At 73.6% G+C, this 19677-nt stretch carries 12 protein-coding genes; 9 read left to right on the forward strand and 3 right to left on the reverse strand.

The features are described 5' to 3' along the window. Position 1: 1 nt before the first annotated feature. A complete protein-coding gene (locus ACFVFH_RS08890; RefSeq protein WP_383765238.1) occupies positions 2-859 on the reverse strand; it encodes a DUF4097 domain-containing protein in 858 nt (285 codons plus the stop codon). 154 nt (positions 860-1013) lie between these two features. Here ACFVFH_RS08890 and ACFVFH_RS08895 point away from each other — a divergent pair, with 154 nt between their 5' ends. Beyond that, positions 1014-1877 carry a hypothetical protein gene (locus ACFVFH_RS08895; RefSeq protein ID WP_383765239.1) on the forward strand — a complete coding sequence of 288 codons (864 nt, stop codon included), beginning with the start codon at positions 1014-1016 and terminating at the stop codon, positions 1875-1877. A 151-nt stretch (positions 1878-2028) separates the two neighbouring features. Here ACFVFH_RS08895 and ACFVFH_RS08900 read toward each other — a convergent pair whose 3' ends face one another. Then, on the reverse strand, positions 2029-2211 hold the full coding sequence (locus ACFVFH_RS08900; RefSeq protein ID WP_003961784.1) for a DUF6104 family protein: 183 nt from the start codon (positions 2209-2211) through the stop codon (positions 2029-2031). 173 nt (positions 2212-2384) lie between these two features. Between ACFVFH_RS08900 and ACFVFH_RS08905 the strand changes: the two genes are divergently transcribed. From ACFVFH_RS08905 to fxsT, 8 genes are all read left to right on the forward strand, one after another. Next, on the forward strand, positions 2385-2867 hold the full coding sequence (locus ACFVFH_RS08905; RefSeq protein ID WP_383765241.1) for a CU044_2847 family protein: 483 nt from the start codon (positions 2385-2387) through the stop codon (positions 2865-2867). Between the two features lie 56 nt (positions 2868-2923). Next, positions 2924-4927, forward strand: coding sequence for a trypsin-like peptidase domain-containing protein (locus tag ACFVFH_RS08910; RefSeq protein ID WP_383765242.1), 2004 nt, complete (start codon positions 2924-2926; stop codon positions 4925-4927). 88 nt (positions 4928-5015) lie between these two features. Next, positions 5016-6047 (forward strand): AAA family ATPase, encoded by a 1032-nt coding sequence (locus ACFVFH_RS08915; RefSeq protein WP_383765244.1) that lies wholly within the window; start codon positions 5016-5018, stop codon positions 6045-6047. A 7-nt stretch (positions 6048-6054) separates the two neighbouring features. Beyond that, on the forward strand, positions 6055-9459 hold the full coding sequence (locus ACFVFH_RS08920) for an SAV_2336 N-terminal domain-related protein (protein ID WP_383765246.1): 3405 nt from the start codon (positions 6055-6057) through the stop codon (positions 9457-9459). Positions 9460-9657: 198 nt separating this feature from the next. Next, positions 9658-9843: an FxSxx-COOH cyclophane-containing RiPP peptide gene (gene fxsA, locus ACFVFH_RS08925; protein WP_383765247.1), complete on the forward strand. Its 186-nt coding sequence runs from the start codon at positions 9658-9660 to the stop codon at positions 9841-9843. 144 nt (positions 9844-9987) lie between these two features. Next, positions 9988-11187 (forward strand): FxsB family cyclophane-forming radical SAM/SPASM peptide maturase, encoded by a 1200-nt coding sequence (locus tag ACFVFH_RS08930; RefSeq protein ID WP_383765249.1) that lies wholly within the window; start codon positions 9988-9990, stop codon positions 11185-11187. Continuing rightward, positions 11184-12587, forward strand: coding sequence for an aKG-HExxH-type peptide beta-hydroxylase (locus ACFVFH_RS08935; RefSeq protein WP_383765250.1), 1404 nt, complete (start codon positions 11184-11186; stop codon positions 12585-12587). Before ACFVFH_RS08930 ends, ACFVFH_RS08935 begins: the two co-directional genes overlap by 4 nt. An 80-nt stretch (positions 12588-12667) precedes the next feature. After that, the gene (gene fxsT / locus ACFVFH_RS08940; protein ID WP_383765252.1) at positions 12668-15661 is read left to right on the forward strand and encodes an FxSxx-COOH system tetratricopeptide repeat protein; all 2994 of its coding nucleotides are present in this window, start codon (positions 12668-12670) and stop codon (positions 15659-15661) included. Between the two features lie 217 nt (positions 15662-15878). On the opposite strand, the gene ACFVFH_RS08945 is transcribed toward fxsT, so the two are convergent. Next, on the reverse strand, positions 15879-19673 hold the full coding sequence (locus ACFVFH_RS08945) for a multifunctional oxoglutarate decarboxylase/oxoglutarate dehydrogenase thiamine pyrophosphate-binding subunit/dihydrolipoyllysine-residue succinyltransferase subunit (protein WP_383765254.1): 3795 nt from the start codon (positions 19671-19673) through the stop codon (positions 15879-15881). Positions 19674-19677 lie beyond the last annotated feature (4 nt).

The following is a 19677-nucleotide window of genomic DNA, read 5'->3' on the forward strand; positions in this document are numbered from 1 at the left end:
GTCAGAGCACCTTTCCGGTCGGCTCGGCATCGTACGGAGCGTCCTCGGCCGGCGGGCGGCGGAGCAGGGCGATCGAGCCCGAGACGGTCGTCGCCCGCAGCTTGCCGGTCCCGGCGCCGAGCGTGCCGGTGATCTTCTTCGCTCCCCACTGGCCGCTGACCCGCAGATCCTCGAAGCCGTTGGAGACGGAGCCGCTCGCGGTGTTGGCCTCGACCGTCGCGTCCGCCGGGTGCGGCAGCCGGATGGCGACCTCGCCCGAGACCGTGGTCAGCCGGATGTCCGTGGGCCTGCCGGTCGGGTTCAGGTCGAGCACCATGCCGCCGCTGACCGACTCGGCCCGTACCGAGGCCCCGGCGCCCTCGACGACCGTCAGATCGCCGGAGACCGAGTGGAAGCGCAGCTCGCCGGTGACCGACTGGGCCTCCACGCTGCCGGAGACGGTGTCGGCCAGGACCGGTCCCGCGAGACCGACGAGCGTGGTGTCGCCGGTGACGCCGCGTACCTCCGTGCGTCCCCTGATCCCGGAGACGACGGCGCCCGCGCCGACCACGCCGACCTCCACCGCCGACCCGGCCGGTACGGCGAGCGAGACGACCGCGCTGCGGTGCCAGCCCTTGCGGTCGAACCACTTGAGGAAGTTCTGCCAGGGCAGGTCCTCGTACGCGACCGTGAGCGTGCCGTCGTCCAGGGTCACGACCAGCGGCGGTCCCTCGATCGCGGAGACCTCCAGCCGGGCGGTCGGCTCCTCGGTGCCGACGACATTGACGGCGCCACCGACGATGCGCACGCTGAGCGACGTCACGGGGTCGTCGAAAGTCAGCTTCTGGGGCTCGGCGATGGCCCATGTCGACACAGGCATGGATCTGACCTCCCGGGGAGCGCGGAATGACGCAACATATCGCGTCTCTTGTTGAACACGATATATCGCGGATCGGGGAAGTCAAGGCGCGTTGGGGGGATGGTGGCGGATCAAAGGGTGCTGGAACGGGGCAAATTGCCCTAGCGTGTGAGGCATGAACGCAACATCCCCCGCGGGGGCGCTGCTGCTGTGCCGCGCCGAGCCGGAGGCCGTACGGCCGGTGGCCCATCTGCTGCGCGAGAGGATGCTGCTCGCCCCCGCCGGGGACGGCTGGTCCGTCCTCGTTCCCGAGGGAAAACCCTGGCGGTGCGGGACGGACGCCCCGGCCGCCGGGGCGGAACCCGTCGACCGGGTCGTGTCCGGCTGGGCCACCGCGCTCGCGGTCGGCTCGACCTGGCCGGTGCTGGCCCTGTGGTGGGACGGCGACCGGGCCGGGTACACCCTCGCGTCCGGTTTCCGCCGCCCGGTCGGCTACGTCTGGCTCGCGGACGGCACCCCGGCCGGTGAGGACGAGGCCATGCGCACGTTCGCCGAGCGGCTCGGCCTCGATCCGGTGCTGGACGTCCAGGCGCTCGAAGAGCTGACCCGCCCGGACCCCGACACCGACGCGCGCATCCGGCTGCGCGGGCTGCTCGCCGTCCTGACCCGGATCGGGCTGACCCTGCCGCCGGGCCTGGACCCGGACACCCCGGGCGACCGGCTGTACGCGGCGGCCGACGACCGCCCGGAGGCGGAGCCGGTCGTCTGGACCGGTTGGCGGGGCGCGGTGCGGGCCGAGCTCGACGCGGTCGAGAGCGGCCGTCTCGGCCCCTGGCTGCGCGGCCCCAGGGCCCGGATGCTGGCCGGCGTCCAGCTCGCCGCCGGAGTGCCGCTCGTCCTGCGGGGGTTCCGCCGGCGCGGCGACGGATGGCTGCTCGCGGGGGCGCTCCTGCTGGTCCACGGCGCGCTCGGGCTGGCGTACGACCGGATCAGGGGCGCGGAGGACCTGCCCGGCGGATCAGGGCCACAAGGGCCCTGAGGGCTTCCAGCCGGATCAGACCGGACCGGATCAGACCGGATCGGATCAGACCGGATCGGATCAGCACCGGGCGCGCGAAGCCCGGCATGATCCGAACGAGCGGCCCCGGAGCCCTCTCGGCCGGGCCGGGCAACGGGCGGGCGCCGGGTGACTACTCGTCCTCGTCCTCGTCGTCGAGCCGGGCCAGCCAGGTCGCGAGGCGCTCGACCGGCACCTCGAAGTCGGGATTGAGATCGACGAACGTACGGAGCTGCTCGGCGAGCCACTCGAAGGTGACCTCTTCCTCGCCTCGCCGCTTCTCCAGCTCCTCGATACCGCGGTCGGTGAAGTACATGCGGCCAGCCTAATGCCTGGTGGCGGCCGCCCGAAGGCCGGGAGCGGGCCGCCGGGCCGTGGTCCCCGGGGGGCGCGCGACCCCGCCGGGAACCGGCCCGCGACACCCCCGCGCACCTCGCGTCGGGCGCGTACTGCCGTTAGCCTGCGGGTAGTTGGGGAACGGGGGGTTTCATGGGTGACAGCGACGCCCGGATCACACGCATCGAGATGCCGGACGGTACGGAGGTCTGGGCGCGGATCTCCGGCGCCGACGAACTGGCCCGGACCGGGTCCGGCCCGTCGTTCGCGGACATCGGCGCCGGGGACATGGCCGACCGGGTGCAGGCCCGGGTCGAGAGCCTGCGGTCCGTGGTGACCAGCGTCGCGCGTTCGCTCGCCGAGCCGCTGCGGGCCGTGCGGCCCGACGAGGTCAGCGTCGAATTCGGCATCGAGCTCACCGCGAAGGCCGGCAAGGTCGTCGGACTGCTCGCGGACGGCGAGGCCAAGGGCTCCATCAAGGTCACCCTGACCTGGAACGGCGGCGGCCCGCCCCTCGACCCGCAGCTGCCCGCGCAGCCGTCGGCCGCCCCCGCCACCGCTCCTGGCGCCGGGGCACCCACCGGCGCAACGGCGCACACGGGCGGCGCCGGGCCGGACGGCGGAAGCGGATCGTGACGCACCCGCCGGGCGGGGGCGCGTGGCCGGGACCGAGCGGAGCCGAGTCCGCGCTGATGAGCCTCGTGAAGGACGCCACGGTGCGCATCCATCGTCCGGAGCCCGGGTATGCCCCTGAAGGGTCCGACGGCGACTTCCTGGGGAGCGGCTTCTTCATCGCCCCGAGCTGGGTCCTCACGTGCGCGCACGTCGCGATGGAGGGGAGAGGGCGTCAGGTGAACGTGGTGTACAAGACCGCCCGCGGCGGCGACGCCGTCCGGGTCGGGGGCACGGTCAGGGCGGCCCTGCCCGAGGAGCGGCCGGGCACCGGCGGCTGGCCGGCCCCCGACCTCGCCCTCATCCAGCTGCTGCGGCCCATCGAGCACCCCTGTGTGTACCTCAGCGAGCGCTCCACGGGCATGAACCGCGGCGCGTACTACTTCGCGGGCTGGGTCGACGGCGGCGCGGGAACGCTCAAGCGGCTCGGCCGGGAGTGCCGGGTGGTCGGCACCGTCGACGACTGGTCCGACGGCGACGAACAGGTGCTGATCGAGGCGAGCCAGCTGTACGCGGGCATGTCCGGCGGACCCGTCGTCGACCTGGCCCGTGGCGAGGTCGTCGGCGTACTGAAATCACGCTCCACGGACACCAACGGCGGTACGGCGATCGGCGTGGAGCGGCTGCGCACGCTGCCCGTGCCCGGCCGGGCCGCCACGGCCGAGTCCGACGACCCGTACCAGGCCGTGTTCCACGCCCATGACCGCTACCACGCCGACCGGCACAGCAACCCCGTCGACGACGAGGAGACCTGGGCGGACGTCCAGCGGGACCTGGGCTCCGTGGCGGGCCCGGCGCTCACCCCGCAGCAGCGCGTGGACTTGCTGGGGCGGCTCGCCAAGCTCCCGCCACCGGTCAGCACCCGCAGCCTCCTCGACATCCTCGGCGGCCTGGGGTACGGATTCCGGACCGTCGGCGTGCCGGCGCCCCGGGGCTGGCGCGACGGCCTCGGGGTCCTCTACGACGCGCGCGAGGGCGACGAGGCGCTGGAACGGATCCTGCGCTACTGCATGAGCGCGATCACCGCCGAACGCCCCTACGTGGTGCCGTCCACCCGGCTCGCCGAGGACGCCCTGTGGGACTGGGTGAGGGAGACCGCGGAGGACCGGCTCCGGCGGCCGTTCCGCCGCGAGATGGCCCGCCTCCGCCACCAGGGCCGCTACGACCGCGGCGCCGAGCACCTGCGTACCCCCGAACCGGCCGACGAGCCGGTCCGGCCGCCGGGCTCCCCGTCGCTCGTGGTGCTGCATCTGGAGCCCCGCGCCTGGCAGCCCGACCAGTACGACTGGCGGGTCGTCGCCCGCCCCTGCGCCGACGACCTGCCCGTGTCGGAGAACTACCAGGGCACCAGGGCCGACGAGCTGCCGGCCAGGCTCGCCGCCGCCCTCGGTACGGCGTTCCGGATGTGCGACGAACCCGACAACCCCGCGATCCTCCAGGTCGTGGTGGACGCGGCGCTGCTCGACCTGGAGGTCGAGCAGTGGCAACTCCCCTCCGACAGCCGCCCGCTCGGGGTGCAGCGGCCCGTCGTCGTCCGCTGCTCGGACGGGCGCCCCGCCCCGCCCGACGACGTCCTCGCGGAGCAGGAGGCGCGCTGGAAACGCATCCACACCGGACCGACGCGTGCCGCGGTCCTCGACTGCGACGACGGGATGCGGGTACCCGTGCCGTTGTCGGCGGAGCTGCGCGGACTGGCGTACGAGACGGTCCCGGTGCTCTGCCGGTACGGCGGACGGACCGATGCCCAGAGCGCCGCGGGGTTCGGGCGGGTGTTCGACGGCGGCTTCGGTGTGGTCCTGTGGCGGCGCCCGCGGGCCGAACCGGCCGCGGCCTGCACCGAGTTCCACCTCCGCGTCGTCGACACCGTCGACGGGGCGGGCGTGGCCGACCGGCTCCCGCAGCGGATCCACGAGCTGAGAAAAGGGGTCCGCGAGGGCCGGACCGACATGTTCTGGTCGGACGGCATCGCCATGCTGTACGCCGATCCGCAATCGCCGCCCGGCCCGTTGCTGCAGGCGCCGTGATTCCCCTTACGGGGCGCGGTCCGGATGGCTACGGTGAACCCCGTTCGACTGCTGCCCCTGGCGGACGAGTGATGACGAGGAACACGTTATGAGTGAACCCAGCGAGTGGCTCATCTACCGAGGGGCCGGCGAACCGCACGAAGGGATCAGGCAGTTGCCCCCGCCCCCGCCCTGGCGCGACTTCGCGAGCCGCGGCGCCGCGGCCGACGGGCAGCAGGGCGAGGACGGCTCCGCCGACCGCCGCCTCGGCGGCCACCGGCACATCGCCGAACTCCACCGGCCGGGCGCCGAGGAACTCGAAATGATCAACGCCGCGCTCTACCTGCGGCGCCCGCTCCTGGTCACCGGCACCCCCGGCGCCGGAAAGAGCACCCTGGCCCACTCCGTCGCCCATGAACTCGGGCTCGGCCGGGTCCTGCGCTGGCCGATCGTGAGCCGTACGACGCTGCTGGACGGCCTCTACCACTACGACGCGATCGCCCGGCTCCAGGACGTCCAGATCGCCGCGCACGGCGCGGCGGCCGGCTCCGGCGGCGCGGCGGCCCCCGACGGCGTGGGCAGCTACATCCGGCTCGGACCGCTCGGCACCGCGCTGCTCCCCTCGGACCGGCCCCGGGTGCTGCTCATCGACGAGCTCGACAAGAGCGACATCGACCTGCCCAACGACCTGCTCAACGTGCTGGAGGAGGGCGAGTTCGGCATTCCGGAACTGGAACGGATCGCCGACCGGCTGCCCGGCGGCGAGGCGGAGGTCCTCGACGACGACGGCAACAAGGTGAAGGTGCGCGGCGGCCGGGTGCAGTGCACGTCCTTCCCGTTCGTCGTCCTCACCAGCAACGGGGAGCGGGACTTCCCCGCGCCGCTGATGCGCCGCTGCATCCACCTGGAGCTCGGGCGCCCCGACCACCAGCGCCTCGCGACCTTCGTACGCGCCCACCTCGGCGACGAGGCCGCGCGCTCCGGGGACGATCTCATCGCCCACTTCCTGGAACGGTCCAGAAGCGAACTCCTCGCCACCGACCAGCTGCTGAACGCGATCTACCTCACCGACGCCGCCGCCCCGGCAGGCCGCGACCGCCTCGCCGACCTGCTCATCCAGCGACTCGACCGGCCGAGGTGATGTGCTGATGGCGGGCGCCGGACCCCAAGGCTCCCCCGACGCGCACGGCGACGACGCGGGGCTCTACCCGGCGTTGGTGGCCCGGCTGCGCGAGGCCGGGCTCGACCCCGACGTGGAACAGCTCCGCGACGCCCTCTGGCTGGCCCGCTGGGCCCGCCACCCGGACGCGCCCCCCGAGGACGAGGAGGCGCGGGGGAGCGCGCCACCGGTCCGGCCGCCCCCGGAGCGGAAGGACGAGCGGTCCGCCGCCCCGGAGCCCGCCGCCGCGGCACCCGCCCCCGCCCCGCCGGACGACGGGCCCCCGCCGCGACGGGACCCCGGGGACGCGGACCGGGTCACCCTCTACCCCGTACCGCGCCCCGGCCCGGCGCGCCGGGCGCGCCCCGGCGGGCGGGCGGGGGCCGCCCCGGCGGGCGGGACGACCGCCCTCACCTTCGGTGTGCCCGCCGCCCCCGCCCTTCCCGCCCCCCTCGAACTCCAGCGAGCCCTGAGACCCTTGCAGCGCTACCAACCCGCCTCGCCACCGCTGCGCAGCACGCTGGACGAGACGGCGACCGCCGAACTCAGCGCCCGCGCCGGCGGGTTGATCATCCCGGTGTTCCGCGGAGTGTCCCGGGGCGAGGCGGTCCTGCAACTCGTCATGGACGCCTCGTCCTCGATGCTGGTGTGGGACCGGATGTTCGGCGAACTCCAGCAGATATTCGCCCAGTTGGGTGCCTTCCGCGATGTCCAGGTGCGCTATCTGCACCAGGGGCCCGACGGGGCCGCGGCGGTCAGCCGCAGCGCGGACCCGGGCGGGGCTCCGCTGAACTCCGCGGACCGGCTGAGCGATCCGACCGGCCGGCGCGTCACCGTCCTGGTCAGCGACTGCGCCGGACCGCTCTGGCACAGCGGACGGGCCCACCGGCTGCTCCACCGGCTGGCCGCCCAGGCACCGGCCGCCGTGCTCCAGCCGCTGCCGCAGCGGATGTGGAACCGGACCAGACTGCCGGTCACCCACGGCTCGCTGTCCCGGGGCGACGGACCCGGCGGAGCCGCCGTACTGAAGGTCGTCGAACAGCCCGGCACGGGCCCCGCCGTGCACCCGGGGGCCCTCGCCGTTCCCGTCCTCCCGCCGGTCGAAGGGGCCCTGGCCGCCTGGGCGAGGCTGCTCTCCGGCACCGGCTCCGGGCAGATCTCCGGCGCGGTCGGCTGGGTGCGGGCCGACCACCCGGCCGCGGCCGCGCAGCGGCCGGGCGGCGGGCTCTCCTCGCTCCAGCTGGCCAGCCGCTTCCGTGCGGCGGCCTCCCCGGCCGCCGGGCAGCTCGCCGTCTACCTGGCCGCGGCCCCGCTGCACCTTCCGGTGATGCAGTTGGTGCAGCGCACGATGCTGCCCCACTCGGGCCCCTCCGAACTCGCCGAGGTGCTGCTGAGCGGGCTGCTGGCACGGAGCAAGGAGACGGACGGCACCGCGTACGACGGCCAGTGGTACGCCTTCCTGCCCGGCGTGCAGGAGGCGCTGCTCGGCTCACTGGGCCGTGACGAGGCGCTGCTCGTGCTCAAGCACTGCTCGCAGTACATCGAGCAGCGGTTCGGCAGGGGCGGGCCGAACTTCCCGGCCCTGGCCTTCGCCCAGCTCGGCGAGGGCAGACACCGGGCGGCGCCGCCGCACCCCCACGGCACGGCCGCACCGGCGGGCGACGTGCCCGACGAGGAGACCGAGGAGGGCGGCGAGCACGGGGACGGCGGCGCGGACGCCGGGGCACGCGCCCCCCATCCCTTCGCCGAGGTCGCGGTCCGCGTACTGGAACGCTTCATGCCGCTGCCCGAGCAGTTCGTGACACAGACCGGACGGGGCGGCCACACCGCCGCCGCCCGGACCCCGGACGCGGCGGTGGAGAGCGCCCGCTCCCTGCTGCTCCAGTTCGAGTCGGACCGGATGGTGCAGTACCTCATCGACGCCGTGCAACTGCTGCGCGGCGCCACCGAACGCGAGGAACGGCCGGGCGCCGACCCCGCGCTCTGGGCGGAGTACGCCCGCTGCGTGCTGCGGCTCTGGGAGGTCCAGGGCGACGCCGAACTGCTCCGCGAGGCCGAGTACGCCGCCGAACGGGCCGCCGCGCACCCCGCCGCGACCGGCGAACGCGCCGTACTGGCCAAGGTGCTGCACGCCGCGGCCGACGACCGGAGGCGACGGGGCGAGCGGCGCGGCGCCCTGGAGCTGCTGCGCCGCGCCGACCGCGAGTACACCGCGGCCTGCGCGACCCCCGGCCTGGCACCCGCCGAGGCCCTGCGGCTGACGCTGGAGCGCGTCCGGGCCCTGGAGGCACAGTGGCGGCTCGACGGCGACACCGCACTGCTCCAGGCCGCGTGCGGCATGCTGGAGGCGTTCGCCGACGTCTGGCCCGACCAGGAGAACCGGCCCACCACCCTGCCGCTGGCACACGGACGGACCCTGCTGAAGCTCGCCGGGGCCACCACCGACACCGAACAGTCCCGGGCCCACGCGGGCCGGGCCGCCCGCTCCCTGCGCACCGCGTTCGAACAGGGCGGCGGCCGCCACACCATGGGCACCGAGGTGCGCATCCTCCTCGACCTGGTGGACGCCCTGCTCGGCTCCGGCCAGGAACCGGACGAGGCCGCGACCCTGATCCAGCAGGCCCTGGCGACCGTGCGCGACCAGCGGCTGCGCGCCTCGCTCCGGATCAGGGCGGGCCGGGTCGGCGTCGCACGGTACGAGCACACCGGCGACCCCGACGAACTCGTGGACGCCGCCGACTGGTTCGCCCGCGCCGCCCGGGGCGTACCACGCGACTCGCGCGCCCATGCCGACCTGCTCGCCGAATGGGGCGGCACCCTGCTGCGCCGGGCCCGGCTGCCGGACGGGCGCCCGCACATCGGCGCCGCGATCCGGGTGCTGCGCGACTGCCGCACGGAGACGGCGGCGGGCAGCGCACACCAGGCCGACCGGCTGCTGATGCTGGGCCGGGCGCTGATGCTGCGGCACCGGGCCACCGAGGACCGGGTCGACCTCCGCGAGGCCGAGCACCTCTTCGGCCTCGCGGCCAGGGAGGCGGCCGATCCGCTGACCGGGGCGCGCTGCTGGCTGGAGCTGGGCCGGGCCCACCTCGACGCCTCCCGGGTGCTGCGGCGTCCGGCCCGGCTCGACGAGGCGGCCGAGGCGTTCCGGAGCGCGGCCGAGGCGGCCGGCACGGCGGAGGCGGAGCCGGACGGCCCGCAACAGGCCGGACAGGCCGTCGAGCTGAGCGCCACGGCGCACCACTGGCGCGGCATGACGTACGAGAGGGCCGGACGCCCGCGGGCCGCGCGCGAGGCGTACCGGGCGGCCCACCGGGAATGGGGCAAGCTGCCGGACGGCGGCGGAGCGGCGGGCGGGGCGACCGCCGAGCGGCTCGCCGAGCTGGAACGCTGAGCCGCGCGCCCGGCGCACGACCGGCACCGGAGGACGCCCGGCCCCACGAGGCGTAGGCCCGGCCGTGCGGGGCATCCGTACAGAGGCGACCGGTACGGGCCAGGCCCGTACCGGGACAGGTCAGGGACGCGGACCCGGCGGGGAGCGTCCGACGGCGCGCACCCATCGAGGCACGACGCGGTGTTACGGGGAGGAACGATGAGCGAGACGGCACACACGGGCACACCGGAGGGCGGGCCCGGCCCGCTGCCGGATCTGCTGGGGCTCGATCTGGAGTCGCTGCGCACGCTGGACCACCCGGTGCTCGCCGAGGTGGTCGCGGACCTCCGCGGGCGGGCCGAGCAGCCGCGGGAGATGCTGTGGGGTTTCACCAACGCCTTCTGAGGCCGCACGATTTCGGTCCGCGGCCCGGTTGAACAGGACATCGTGGTGAGGGGCGCGTTTGCCCGTACGGCGGGCCAGGGATACTCGCCTCGGGACGGCGACGGGGGCCGTACCGCCGGACGTGAACGGCACGGGGGTGCGGGAGTGTCTCGACAGGCGACGCCGAAACCGCTCCCGCGCGCCCGCGACGCCCGGCCCTCCGCCGGGCCGTGCTTCGGGCAGTTCATCGTCAAGGTGCACGGCCGCTGCAACCTCGCCTGCCGCTACTGCTACCTCTACGAGGGACCCGACCGCACCTGGCGCGACCGCCCGGCCGCCGCCGCGCCCGCCGTACTCGACCGCACCGCGCACCGCATCGCCGAACACGCGGCCGCCCACGGCCTGCGGGACCTCGCGCTCGTCCTGCACGGCGGCGAACCCCTCCTCGCGGGCGCCGGCCGGCTGGCCGCCTTCACCGACCGGGTACGCGGCCTGGTGCCCGGGGACTGCACCGTCCACACCACCGTCCAGACCAACGCCACCCTCCTCACCGGGCCCCGCGCCGCCACTCTCGCCCGGCACGGCATCCGCGTCGGCATCAGCCTGGACGGCGGACGGCCCGCCCACAACAGCCGGCGCACCGACCACGCCGGACGCCCCTCCTGGCCCGCCGCCTCGCGCGGCGCCCGGCTGCTCGCCGACCGGCACCCCGACGCGTACGCGGGCATCCTCACCGTCGTCGACCCGGACACCGACCCGGTCGAGATGTACGAGTCGCTGCTCGAACTGCGCCCCCCGGCCCTGGACCTGCTGCTGCCGCACGGCAACTGGACCAGCCCGCCGCCGGGCCTGCCGCCCCCCGGGCCCGGCCGCCCGACGCCCTACGGCGACTGGCTCGTCACCGTCTTCGACCGCTGGTGGCGCGCCGGACGGCGGGAGACCCGCATCAGGCTCTTCGAGGAGTGCGTCGCCCTGCTGCTGGGCCTGCCCGGCGCCACCGAATCCCTCGGCCTCGACCCGGTCGACGCGATCGTGGTCGAGACGGACGGGACGATCGAACAGGTCGACTCCCTCAAGTCCGCCTACGACACGGCCGCCGCGACCGGGCTCGACGTCTTCCGCCACACCTTCGACGACGCCCTGAGCCACCCCGGCGTCGCCGCCCGCCGGGCAGGCGCCGACGCGCTCGCCGCGGACTGCCGCGCCTGCCCGCTGCTGACCGTCTGCGGCGGCGGCCACTACGCACACCGCTACCGCGCAGAGAACGGCTTCGCCAACCCGTCCGTCTACTGCGCCGACCTCGAACGGCTGGTCCGCCATGTCGCGGCCCGGCTGTCCGACGCGACCGCAGGAGACCGCCGATGATCCCCCCACTCCCGGACCACATGCTGCGCCGGCTCGGCCGCACCGAGGGCGACGCCGACACCCTCGGCGTCCTCGTGCGCGACCAGGACACCCGCCGGCTCCTCCTGCTGCGGGCCCTGCTCGACGCCGCCGAGGCCGCCCCCGCGGCCCTCTGCCCGCCCCGGGCGCTCGACCGGCTGCGCCAGGACTGGGCGCTGCTGGAGACGGCCGAGCGCGCCGACCGCGCCGCCGTACGCACCGTCCTGTTCCACCCCCTCGTCGGCCCCTGGGCGCAGCGCTGCCTGCGCGACCTCTCCGGGACGGCCACCGGCCCCGGCCCCCGCGCCGCACTCGCCCATCTGAGCGCCCTGGCCGCGGCCGCCGCGATCCGCGCCGGAATCCCCTTCACGACCCGGCTCACCGCACACGACGAGCTGCTCTCCCTGCCCACCCTGGGCGCCCTGCGCACCACCGCGTCCGCCACCCCCACGACCGTCGGCCTGACCTTCCACGACGGCGAACTGACACTGCGCGAGGAACCGGCCGGGCCGTCGCTGCGCGCGCACACCCTGCCGGACGGGACGACCGGCTCGGCCGACCCGCGCTGGCTGCCCGTGCTCGCCCTGCCCGCCCTGCCCTCCGGCACCGGACCCGTGCCCCTGGACGACGTCGACCCGTACCGCGCCGACGGCGGCGGCCTCCAGCCGCACGGGCTGAGCGCCGCCCCCCACATCGACGACCACGAACGCAAGGCCTGGGCCGAGTCCTGGAACGGCGTGGTGCCACTGCTGCGCACCGGCGGCGAGCACCGCCTCACCGAAGCGGCGGTCCTGCTGCGCTGCCTGGTCCCGCTCGGCCCGCCACCCGGCTCCGGCCCCACCGGCGAGAGCGCCGCACACTGCAGCGGCACCCGACGCGAGGCGTTCGGCGCCGTCCTCAGCAGCAAGCCGGCCACCCCCGCCTACTTCGCCTCCACCCTCGTCCACGAGCTCCAGCACACCAAGCTGTCCGCCCTGGGCGCCCTCGTACCGCTGCACCACGAGGACCCGGAGCCCCGCCACTTCGCGCCATGGCGCTCCGACCCCCGCCCCTTCGACGGCCTCCTCCAGGGCGCCTACTCGCACATCGCCCTCGCCGACTACTGGCAGCGCTTCGCCCTCGCCGCGCGGCGCGTCACCCACCGCGACCTGGCCTGGGCCGAGCACGCCCGCTGCCGCGAACAGGTCGGCGCCGTGCTGCCCGTGCTGGCCGGTTCGGCGGCGCTGACCCGTGAAGGCCGGGTGCTGGTCAACGAGATGATCTCGCTCTACCACCGTCTGGACGATTGCCCGCCCCCTACGGGGCACCTCGCGCGCGCGGAGGCGTACGTGGCCACCACCAAGGTGATATGGCAGCAGAGGAACGGCCCGCACCGGCCGTGAGGGACCCGGGAACGTCCGCCGGAACGACCATGCCCCGGTGTATGTTGACAAGGCTCGAATCGAGGCAGGGAGACGGTTGAATGCCCGGAACGCGTAGGCAAGTTGGAGCAACCGGGGCGCATACCGTCACCATCAGTTTCGCCGGGTTCAACCGGGCCTGGGCGACCTGGATCGGCGACCGTCTGGAGCGGCGCGGGGTGACGGTGGTCCAGCAGCGCTGGGACCCGCCGGTGGAGGTCCCGCTGGAGGAGTCGCTGCGCGATCTGACGCTCTCCCGGGGCCGCGTCCTGGTGATCCTCAGCGACTGGTACTTCCAGCTCGGCCCGCGCAGCCACGAGGAGTGGAACAGGGCGCTGCGCGAGGTCGTCGCCCCCGACCCCGACCGGTTCGCCGCCGTCTGCGTCACCACCTCCGCACTGCCCGGCGCCACCTCGGCCCTCGGCGCGGCCGATCTGACCAACGTCGGTGCCGACGAGGCCGAACGGCGCCTCCTGGCCCGGCTGGGCCTGCCCACCGACCCGCTGCCCGAGGCCGCCGGGTCCGGGCAGGGGCCCCGCTACCCGGCCGACGTCCCGGAGGTGTGGGGCGGGGTGCCGCGCCGCAACACCCGGTTCACCGGCCGCGAGGAACTGCTCAGCAAGGCGTACCAGGCACTCCAGGACGCCGGACCCGGCGCCGGGGTCGTGGCGCTGCACGGCATGTCCGGCGTCGGCAAGACCCAGCTGGCGGCGGAGTACGTCTACCGCTTCGGCTCCGAGTACGACGTGGTCTGGTGGGTGCCCGCCGACCGCCGTGCCCTCTACCGCCAGAAGCTCGCCGAACTCGCCCCCGAACTCGGCCTGTCCACGGGCGCCGAGTACGGCGAACGGCTGCGCGCGGTCCGGGACGCGCTGCGCCGCGGCGAACCGCACTCCCACTGGCTCCTCGTCCTGGACGGCGCGGACGAACCCGAGCACATCTGGGACCTGGTGCCGACCGGCCCCGGGCACGTGCTGATCACCTCCCGCAACCCGGAGTGGAGCGAGCACAACAGCAACCTCGTCGAGGTCCCGGTCTACGAACGCGACGAGTCCGTCGCCTTCATCCGCCGCCGCGCCCCCCGCCTCACGCCGAACGACGCCGACCAGCTGGCCGAGGCCCTGGAGGACCTGCCGCTCCTCCTGGACCAGACGGCGGGCTGGCTCAACGACTCCGACATGTCGGTCGAGGAGTACATCGAACTCCTCGAAGGCGGCATCGACCAGGACGTCGTCAAGGTCTCCGCCGACTTCCCGCTCGCCTTCCAGACCGCCTGGTCGATACTGCTGAACAAGCTCAAGGAGACCGTCCCGGAATCCGTGGACCTGCTGCGCCTGTGCAGCTTCTTCGCGCCCGGCTCGATCCCCGTACGGCTGCTCAGGGAGATGCCCCCCGGCGAACTGCCGGAACAGCTCTCCGGCCTGATGAACGACCCGCTGCTGTGGAACAGGGCGATCGCCCAGCTCCGCCAGTACTCCGTGGTCCGCCTGGAGTCCCACGAGACGCTCGGCGAGGAGTCCTCGTCCGGCGAATCGCTCTACATGCACCGCATGGTCCACCAGATCGTCGGCAAGGACATGCCGGAACGCGACCGTGAGGAGTTCGTCGGCGTGGTCCGCAGGGCCCTCGCCGCCGCCGACCCCGGCCGCCCCACCGACACCCGGCTGTGGCCCGCCTACGCCGAGATCACCCCGCACCTCAAGTGGGCCGACGTGCTCGACAGCACCGACCCGGCCGTGCACACCCTGGTGCTCAACTGCCTGCGCTACATGTACCTCTCCGGCGAGTACCGGGCCGGCATCAAACTGGGCGAACGCGCCCTGAAGGCCTGGCGGCGCCTCCTCGGCGAGGACCACCCCCGGGTCTGGGACCTCAGCTACCACTACGCGAACGTGCTGCGGGCCGTCGGCGACTACGCGGGAACGGAAGCCATCGAACGCGCCGCCGTCGACCACCTCCGCGCCGAACGCGGCGCACAGGACCTGGAACACCTGCGCGCCGCCGGCGGCCTCGCGGCCGACCTGCGGGGGCTCGGCCGCTACGACGAGGCGCTGGAGATGTCGTCCTGGCTCCTCGCGACCTACCGCGAACTCCTGGGCGACCAGGACTCGCGCACGCTCAGCGCGCAGAACAACCTGGGTGCGTCGCTGCGCCTGCTCGGCCGGTACGAGGAAGCACTCGAACACAACGGCCGCACCCTGGAAGCCCGCCGCCAGCTGCTGCGGCCACGGCACAGCTGGACGCTCTACTCCGAGATCAACTACGCCACCGATCTGCGTCTGCTCGGCCGGTACGCCGACGCCCTCTCGCTCCAGAACCAGAGCGTCCGGGTGCACCGGCTGGTCATGGGGGCCGACAACCCGCAGACCCTGCGGGCCGAGCACAACCTCGCGCTCTGCCAGTACCGCGCGGGTGAGCGCGCCAAGGCCGCGACCCTGTTCGCCCGGGTCCTCGAACGCAGCGAGCGGGTGCTCGGCGAGAGCGACCCGCTGACCATGATGTTCGCCGCCAGCCAGAGCTTCTTCGCCCGCGAGCACGCCGACATCGACCAGGCCAGGGCCATAAGCGAGCGGGTGGTGGACGGCTATGTGGACATGCTCGGCGAGGAACACCCGTACGTGGCGGGGACCCGGGCCAACCACGCCCTGATCCTCCGCAACGTGGGCGAACGCGACCAGGCGCACGACCTGTTGGAGGAGGCGCTCGCCGCCATGACGCGCGCCGTGGGGGAGCACCACCCCTGGACCCTGGGCTGCGCGGTGAACGCCTCGGCGCTGCGCAATCTGGTGGGCGACCCGGAATCCGCGGCCGCGCTGACGGACGCGGTCATCGGCCGGGCCACCGAGGTCCTCGGCCGGACCCACCCGCTGACCCTCTCCGCCCGGATCGCGCACGCCGCGGACCTGCGGGGCATCCGCGACCGGCAGCGCGCGGAGAAGATCGAGCGGGAGGCGCTGGGCGACCTGGTCGCCACACTGGGCGCCCAGCACGTCCACACCGTCTCGGCCCGGTCCCGCAACCGTCCGTACTGGGACTTCGAACCGCAGATGATCTGAGCCGATTCACGGGGCCGATTCACGGGGCCGGGTCACGGAGCCGGTTCACGGAAACCCCGCCGGCAGGTGAATGGCCGTCAGCGTCCTTTTCCGAACGTCCCTGATCGTCTGAAGGGTCCGCGCACCGTGCCGGCGGGCGCGCCGCGGGGCCGTACGCCGAGGGGCCCTCCCTCGCGATCGTCTCGCGGGAGAGGGCCCCTGTCGGTGCGTCAGCGGATCAGGCCTCGAAGACCTCGGCGACCAGCTGGGCCTGCTCGGCCTGGTGGCGCTTGGCCGAGCCGACCGCCGGGGACGAGCTGTGCGGGCGCGAGATGCGGCGCAGGCGCTCACCGTGCGGGACGTCGGCGCCGACGGCCAGGTCCAAGTGGTCGATCAGGTTCAGGGCGATGAACGGCCAGGCGCCCTGGTTGGCCGGCTCCTCCTGGGTCCAGAGGTACTTCTCGGCGTTCGGGTACTTGGCGATCTCGGCCTGGAGCTCGGCACCCGGCAGCGGGTACAGGCGCTCCAGACGGATGATCGCGGTGTCCGTGACGCCGCGCTTGGTGCGCTCCGCCTCCAGGTCGTAGTAGACCTTTCCGGCGCAGAAGACGACCTTGCGGACGTCGGCCGGGTTCACCGAGTCGTCGCCGATCACCGGGCGGAAGCCGCCGGTGGTGAACTCCTCCACCTTCGACGCGGCCGCCTTGAGGCGGAGCATCGACTTCGGGGTGAAGACGATCAGCGGCTTGTGGTGCGGGTTGTGCACCTGCCACCGCAGGAGGTGGAAGTAGTTCGACGGCAGGGTCGGCATGGCGACCGTCATGTTGTTCTGCGCGCACAGCGTGAGGAAGCGCTCGGGGCGGGCGGACGAGTGGTCCGGGCCCTGGCCCTCGTAGCCGTGCGGCAGCAGCAGCGTGACGCCGGAGGTCTGGCCCCACTTCTGCTCGGCCGAGGAGATGAACTCGTCGACGACGGTCTGCGCGCCGTTGACGAAGTCACCGAACTGGGCCTCCCAGACGACCAGCGACTCCGGGCGGGCCAGAGAGTAGCCGTACTCGAAGCCCATCGCCGCGTACTCGCTGAGCAGCGAGTCGTAGACGTTGTAGCGGGCCTGCTCGTCGGAGAGGTAGAGCAGCGGGGTGTAGTCCTCGCCGGTCACCTGGTCGACGAGGACCGCGTGGCGCTGGCCGAAGGTGCCGCGGCGGGTGTCCTGGCCGGCGAGCCGGACCGGGGTGCCCTCCATCAGCAGCGAACCGATGGCCAGGGTCTCGCCCATGCCCCAGTCGATCGTGCCGTTCTCCACCGAGGCCGCGCGGCGCTGCATCTGCGGCATCAGGCGGGGGTGGACGGTGATCCGGTCGGGGATGTTGACCTGGGACTCGGCGATGACCTTGACGACCTCCGGGGAGATCGCGGTGGTCACGGCGACCGGGAACTCGGGCTGCACCTCGGGGGTGTGCGCCGGGGCCGGCAGCGAGGTGGCCTCGCGGACCTCCGCGAAGACCTTCTCCAGCTGGCCCTGGAAGTCCTGGAGCGCCTGCTCCGCCTCTTCCAGGGTGATGTCGCCGCGACCGATGAGGGACTCGGTGTAGAGCTTGCGCACCGAGCGCTTCTTGTCGATCAGGGTGTACATCTGCGGGTTGGTGAACTCCGGGTTGTCGCCCTCGTTGTGACCGCGGCGGCGGTAGCAGATGAGGTCGATCACGACGTCCTTGTTGAACGCCTGCCGGAACTCGAAGGCGAGCCGCGCGACGCGCACGACGGCCTCGGGGTCGTCACCGTTGACGTGGATGATCGGCGCCTCGATCATGCGCGCCACGTCGGTGGCGTACATCGAGGAGCGCGAGGACTCCGGGGCGGCGGTGAAGCCGACCTGGTTGTTGATCACCACGTGCACGGTGCCGCCGGTGCGGTAGCCGCGCAGCTGCGACATGTTGAGCGTCTCGGCGACGACGCCCTGGCCCGCGAAGGCCGCGTCGCCGTGGAGGGCGACGGGCAGGACGGTGAAGTCCGTGCCGCCCTTGTTGATGATGTCCTGCTTGGCGCGGGCGATGCCCTCCAGGACCGGGTCGACCGCCTCCAGGTGCGAGGGGTTGGCGGCCAGCGAGACCTTGATCTGCTCGCCGTCCAGACCGGTGAAGGTGCCCTCGGCGCCCAGGTGGTACTTGACGTCGCCGGAGCCGTGCATCGAGCGCGGGTCGAGGTTGCCCTCGAACTCGCGGAAGATCTGGGCGTACGACTTGCCCACGATGTTGGCGAGGACGTTCAGCCGGCCGCGGTGGGCCATGCCGATGACGACCTCGTCGAGGCGGGCCTCGGCGGCGGAGTCGATGACCGCGTCGAGCAGCGGGATGACGGACTCGCCGCCCTCCAGCGAGAACCGCTTCTGGCCGACGTACTTGGTCTGCAGGAAGGTCTCGAACGCCTCGGCGGCGTTCAGCCGGCGCAGGATGCGCAGCTGCTCCTCGCGCTCGGGCTGCTGGGCGCGCGGGCGCTCCACCCGGTCCTGGAGCCACTTGCGCTGCTTCGGGTCCTGGATGTGCATGAACTCGATGCCGGTGGTGCGGCAGTACGACTCGCGCAGCACCCCGAGGATGTCGCGGAGCTTCATCATCGACTTGCCGGCGAAGCCGCCGACCGCGAAGTCCCGCTCCAGGTCCCACAGGGTGAGGCCGTGCTCGGTGATGTCCAGGTCGGGGTGCTTGCGCTGGCGGTACTCCAGCGGGTCGGTGTCGGCCATGACGTGGCCGCGGACCCGGTAGGAGTGGATCAGCTCGAAGACCCGCGCGGCCTTGGTCACGTCGTTGTCGTGCGAGGCGTCGATGTCCGTGAGCCAGCGGACCGGCTCGTACGGGATGCGCAGCGACTTGAAGATCTCGTCGTAGAACTCGTTCTCGCCGAGCAGCAGCTGGGCGACGATCCGCAGGAACTCGCCGGAGGCGGCGCCCTGGATGACCCGGTGGTCGTACGTCGAGGTCAGCGTCATGACCTTGGAGATGCCCAGCTTGTTCAGGGTGTCCTGGGAGGTGCCCTGGAACTCGGCGGGGTAGTCCATCGCGCCGACGCCCATGATGAGGCCCTGTCCGGGCATCAGGCGGGGCACCGAGTGGACGGTGCCGATGCCGCCGGGGTTGGTCAGCGAGGCGGTGACGCCGGTGAAGTCGTCCATGCCGAGCTTGCCGTTGCGGGCGCGGCGGACGATGTCCTCGTAGGCCTGCCAGAACTCGAAGAAGTTGAGCGTCTCGGCCTTCTTGATGGCCGCGACGACCAGCTGGCGGTCGCCGTTCGGCTTCACCAGGTCGATGGCGAGGCCGAGGTTGACGTGCTCCGGCTTGACCAGGGTCGGCTTGCCGTCCTTCAGCGCGAAGGAGTGGTTCATCGCCGGCATGGCCTTGAGGGCCTGCACCATCGCGTAGCCGATGAGGTGGGTGAAGGAGATCTTCCCGCCCCGGGCGCGCTTCAGGTGGTTGTTGATGACGATGCGGTTGTCGAAGAGCAGCTTCACCGGGACCGCGCGGACGGACGTGGCCGTCGGCAGCTCCAGCGAGGCGTTCATGTTCTTCGCGACGGCGGCCGAGGGGCCGCGCAGCGTCACGTACTCCGGGCCTTCCGGGGCCTCGGTGGCCGGCGCTGCCGCGGCCTTGGCCGGGGCGGGCGCGGCAGCCTTCGCGGCCGGAGCCGGAGCGGCCTTCGCCGGAGCGGCCGGGGCCGGGGGAGCGGCGGGGGCGGGCGCGGGCGCCGGGGCCGCGGGTGCGGCCGGAGCGGCCTTCGCCGGGGCGGCCGGGGCCGGGGTCACCGCAGCCGCCGTGGCCGGGACGCCGGGAACGGGCTTGTCCGCCGTGCCGGAGCTACCCGGCTTGTAGTCGGCGAAGAAGTCCCACCAGGCGCGATCGACCGAATTGGGATCCTGGAGGTACTGCTGGTAGATCTCGTCGACGAGCCACTCATTGGGCCCGAAAGCAGCGGCCGGGTTCGAACCCGGGCTGGCTTGGTCGGTCGAGATGCTCGAGTTACTGGGGGACTGAGACGACACGGCG

Origin of the sequence: Streptomyces sp. NPDC057697 (genome assembly GCF_042799335.1) — a bacterium.
In the GTDB taxonomy this organism is placed as follows: domain Bacteria; phylum Actinomycetota; class Actinomycetes; order Streptomycetales; family Streptomycetaceae; genus Streptomyces.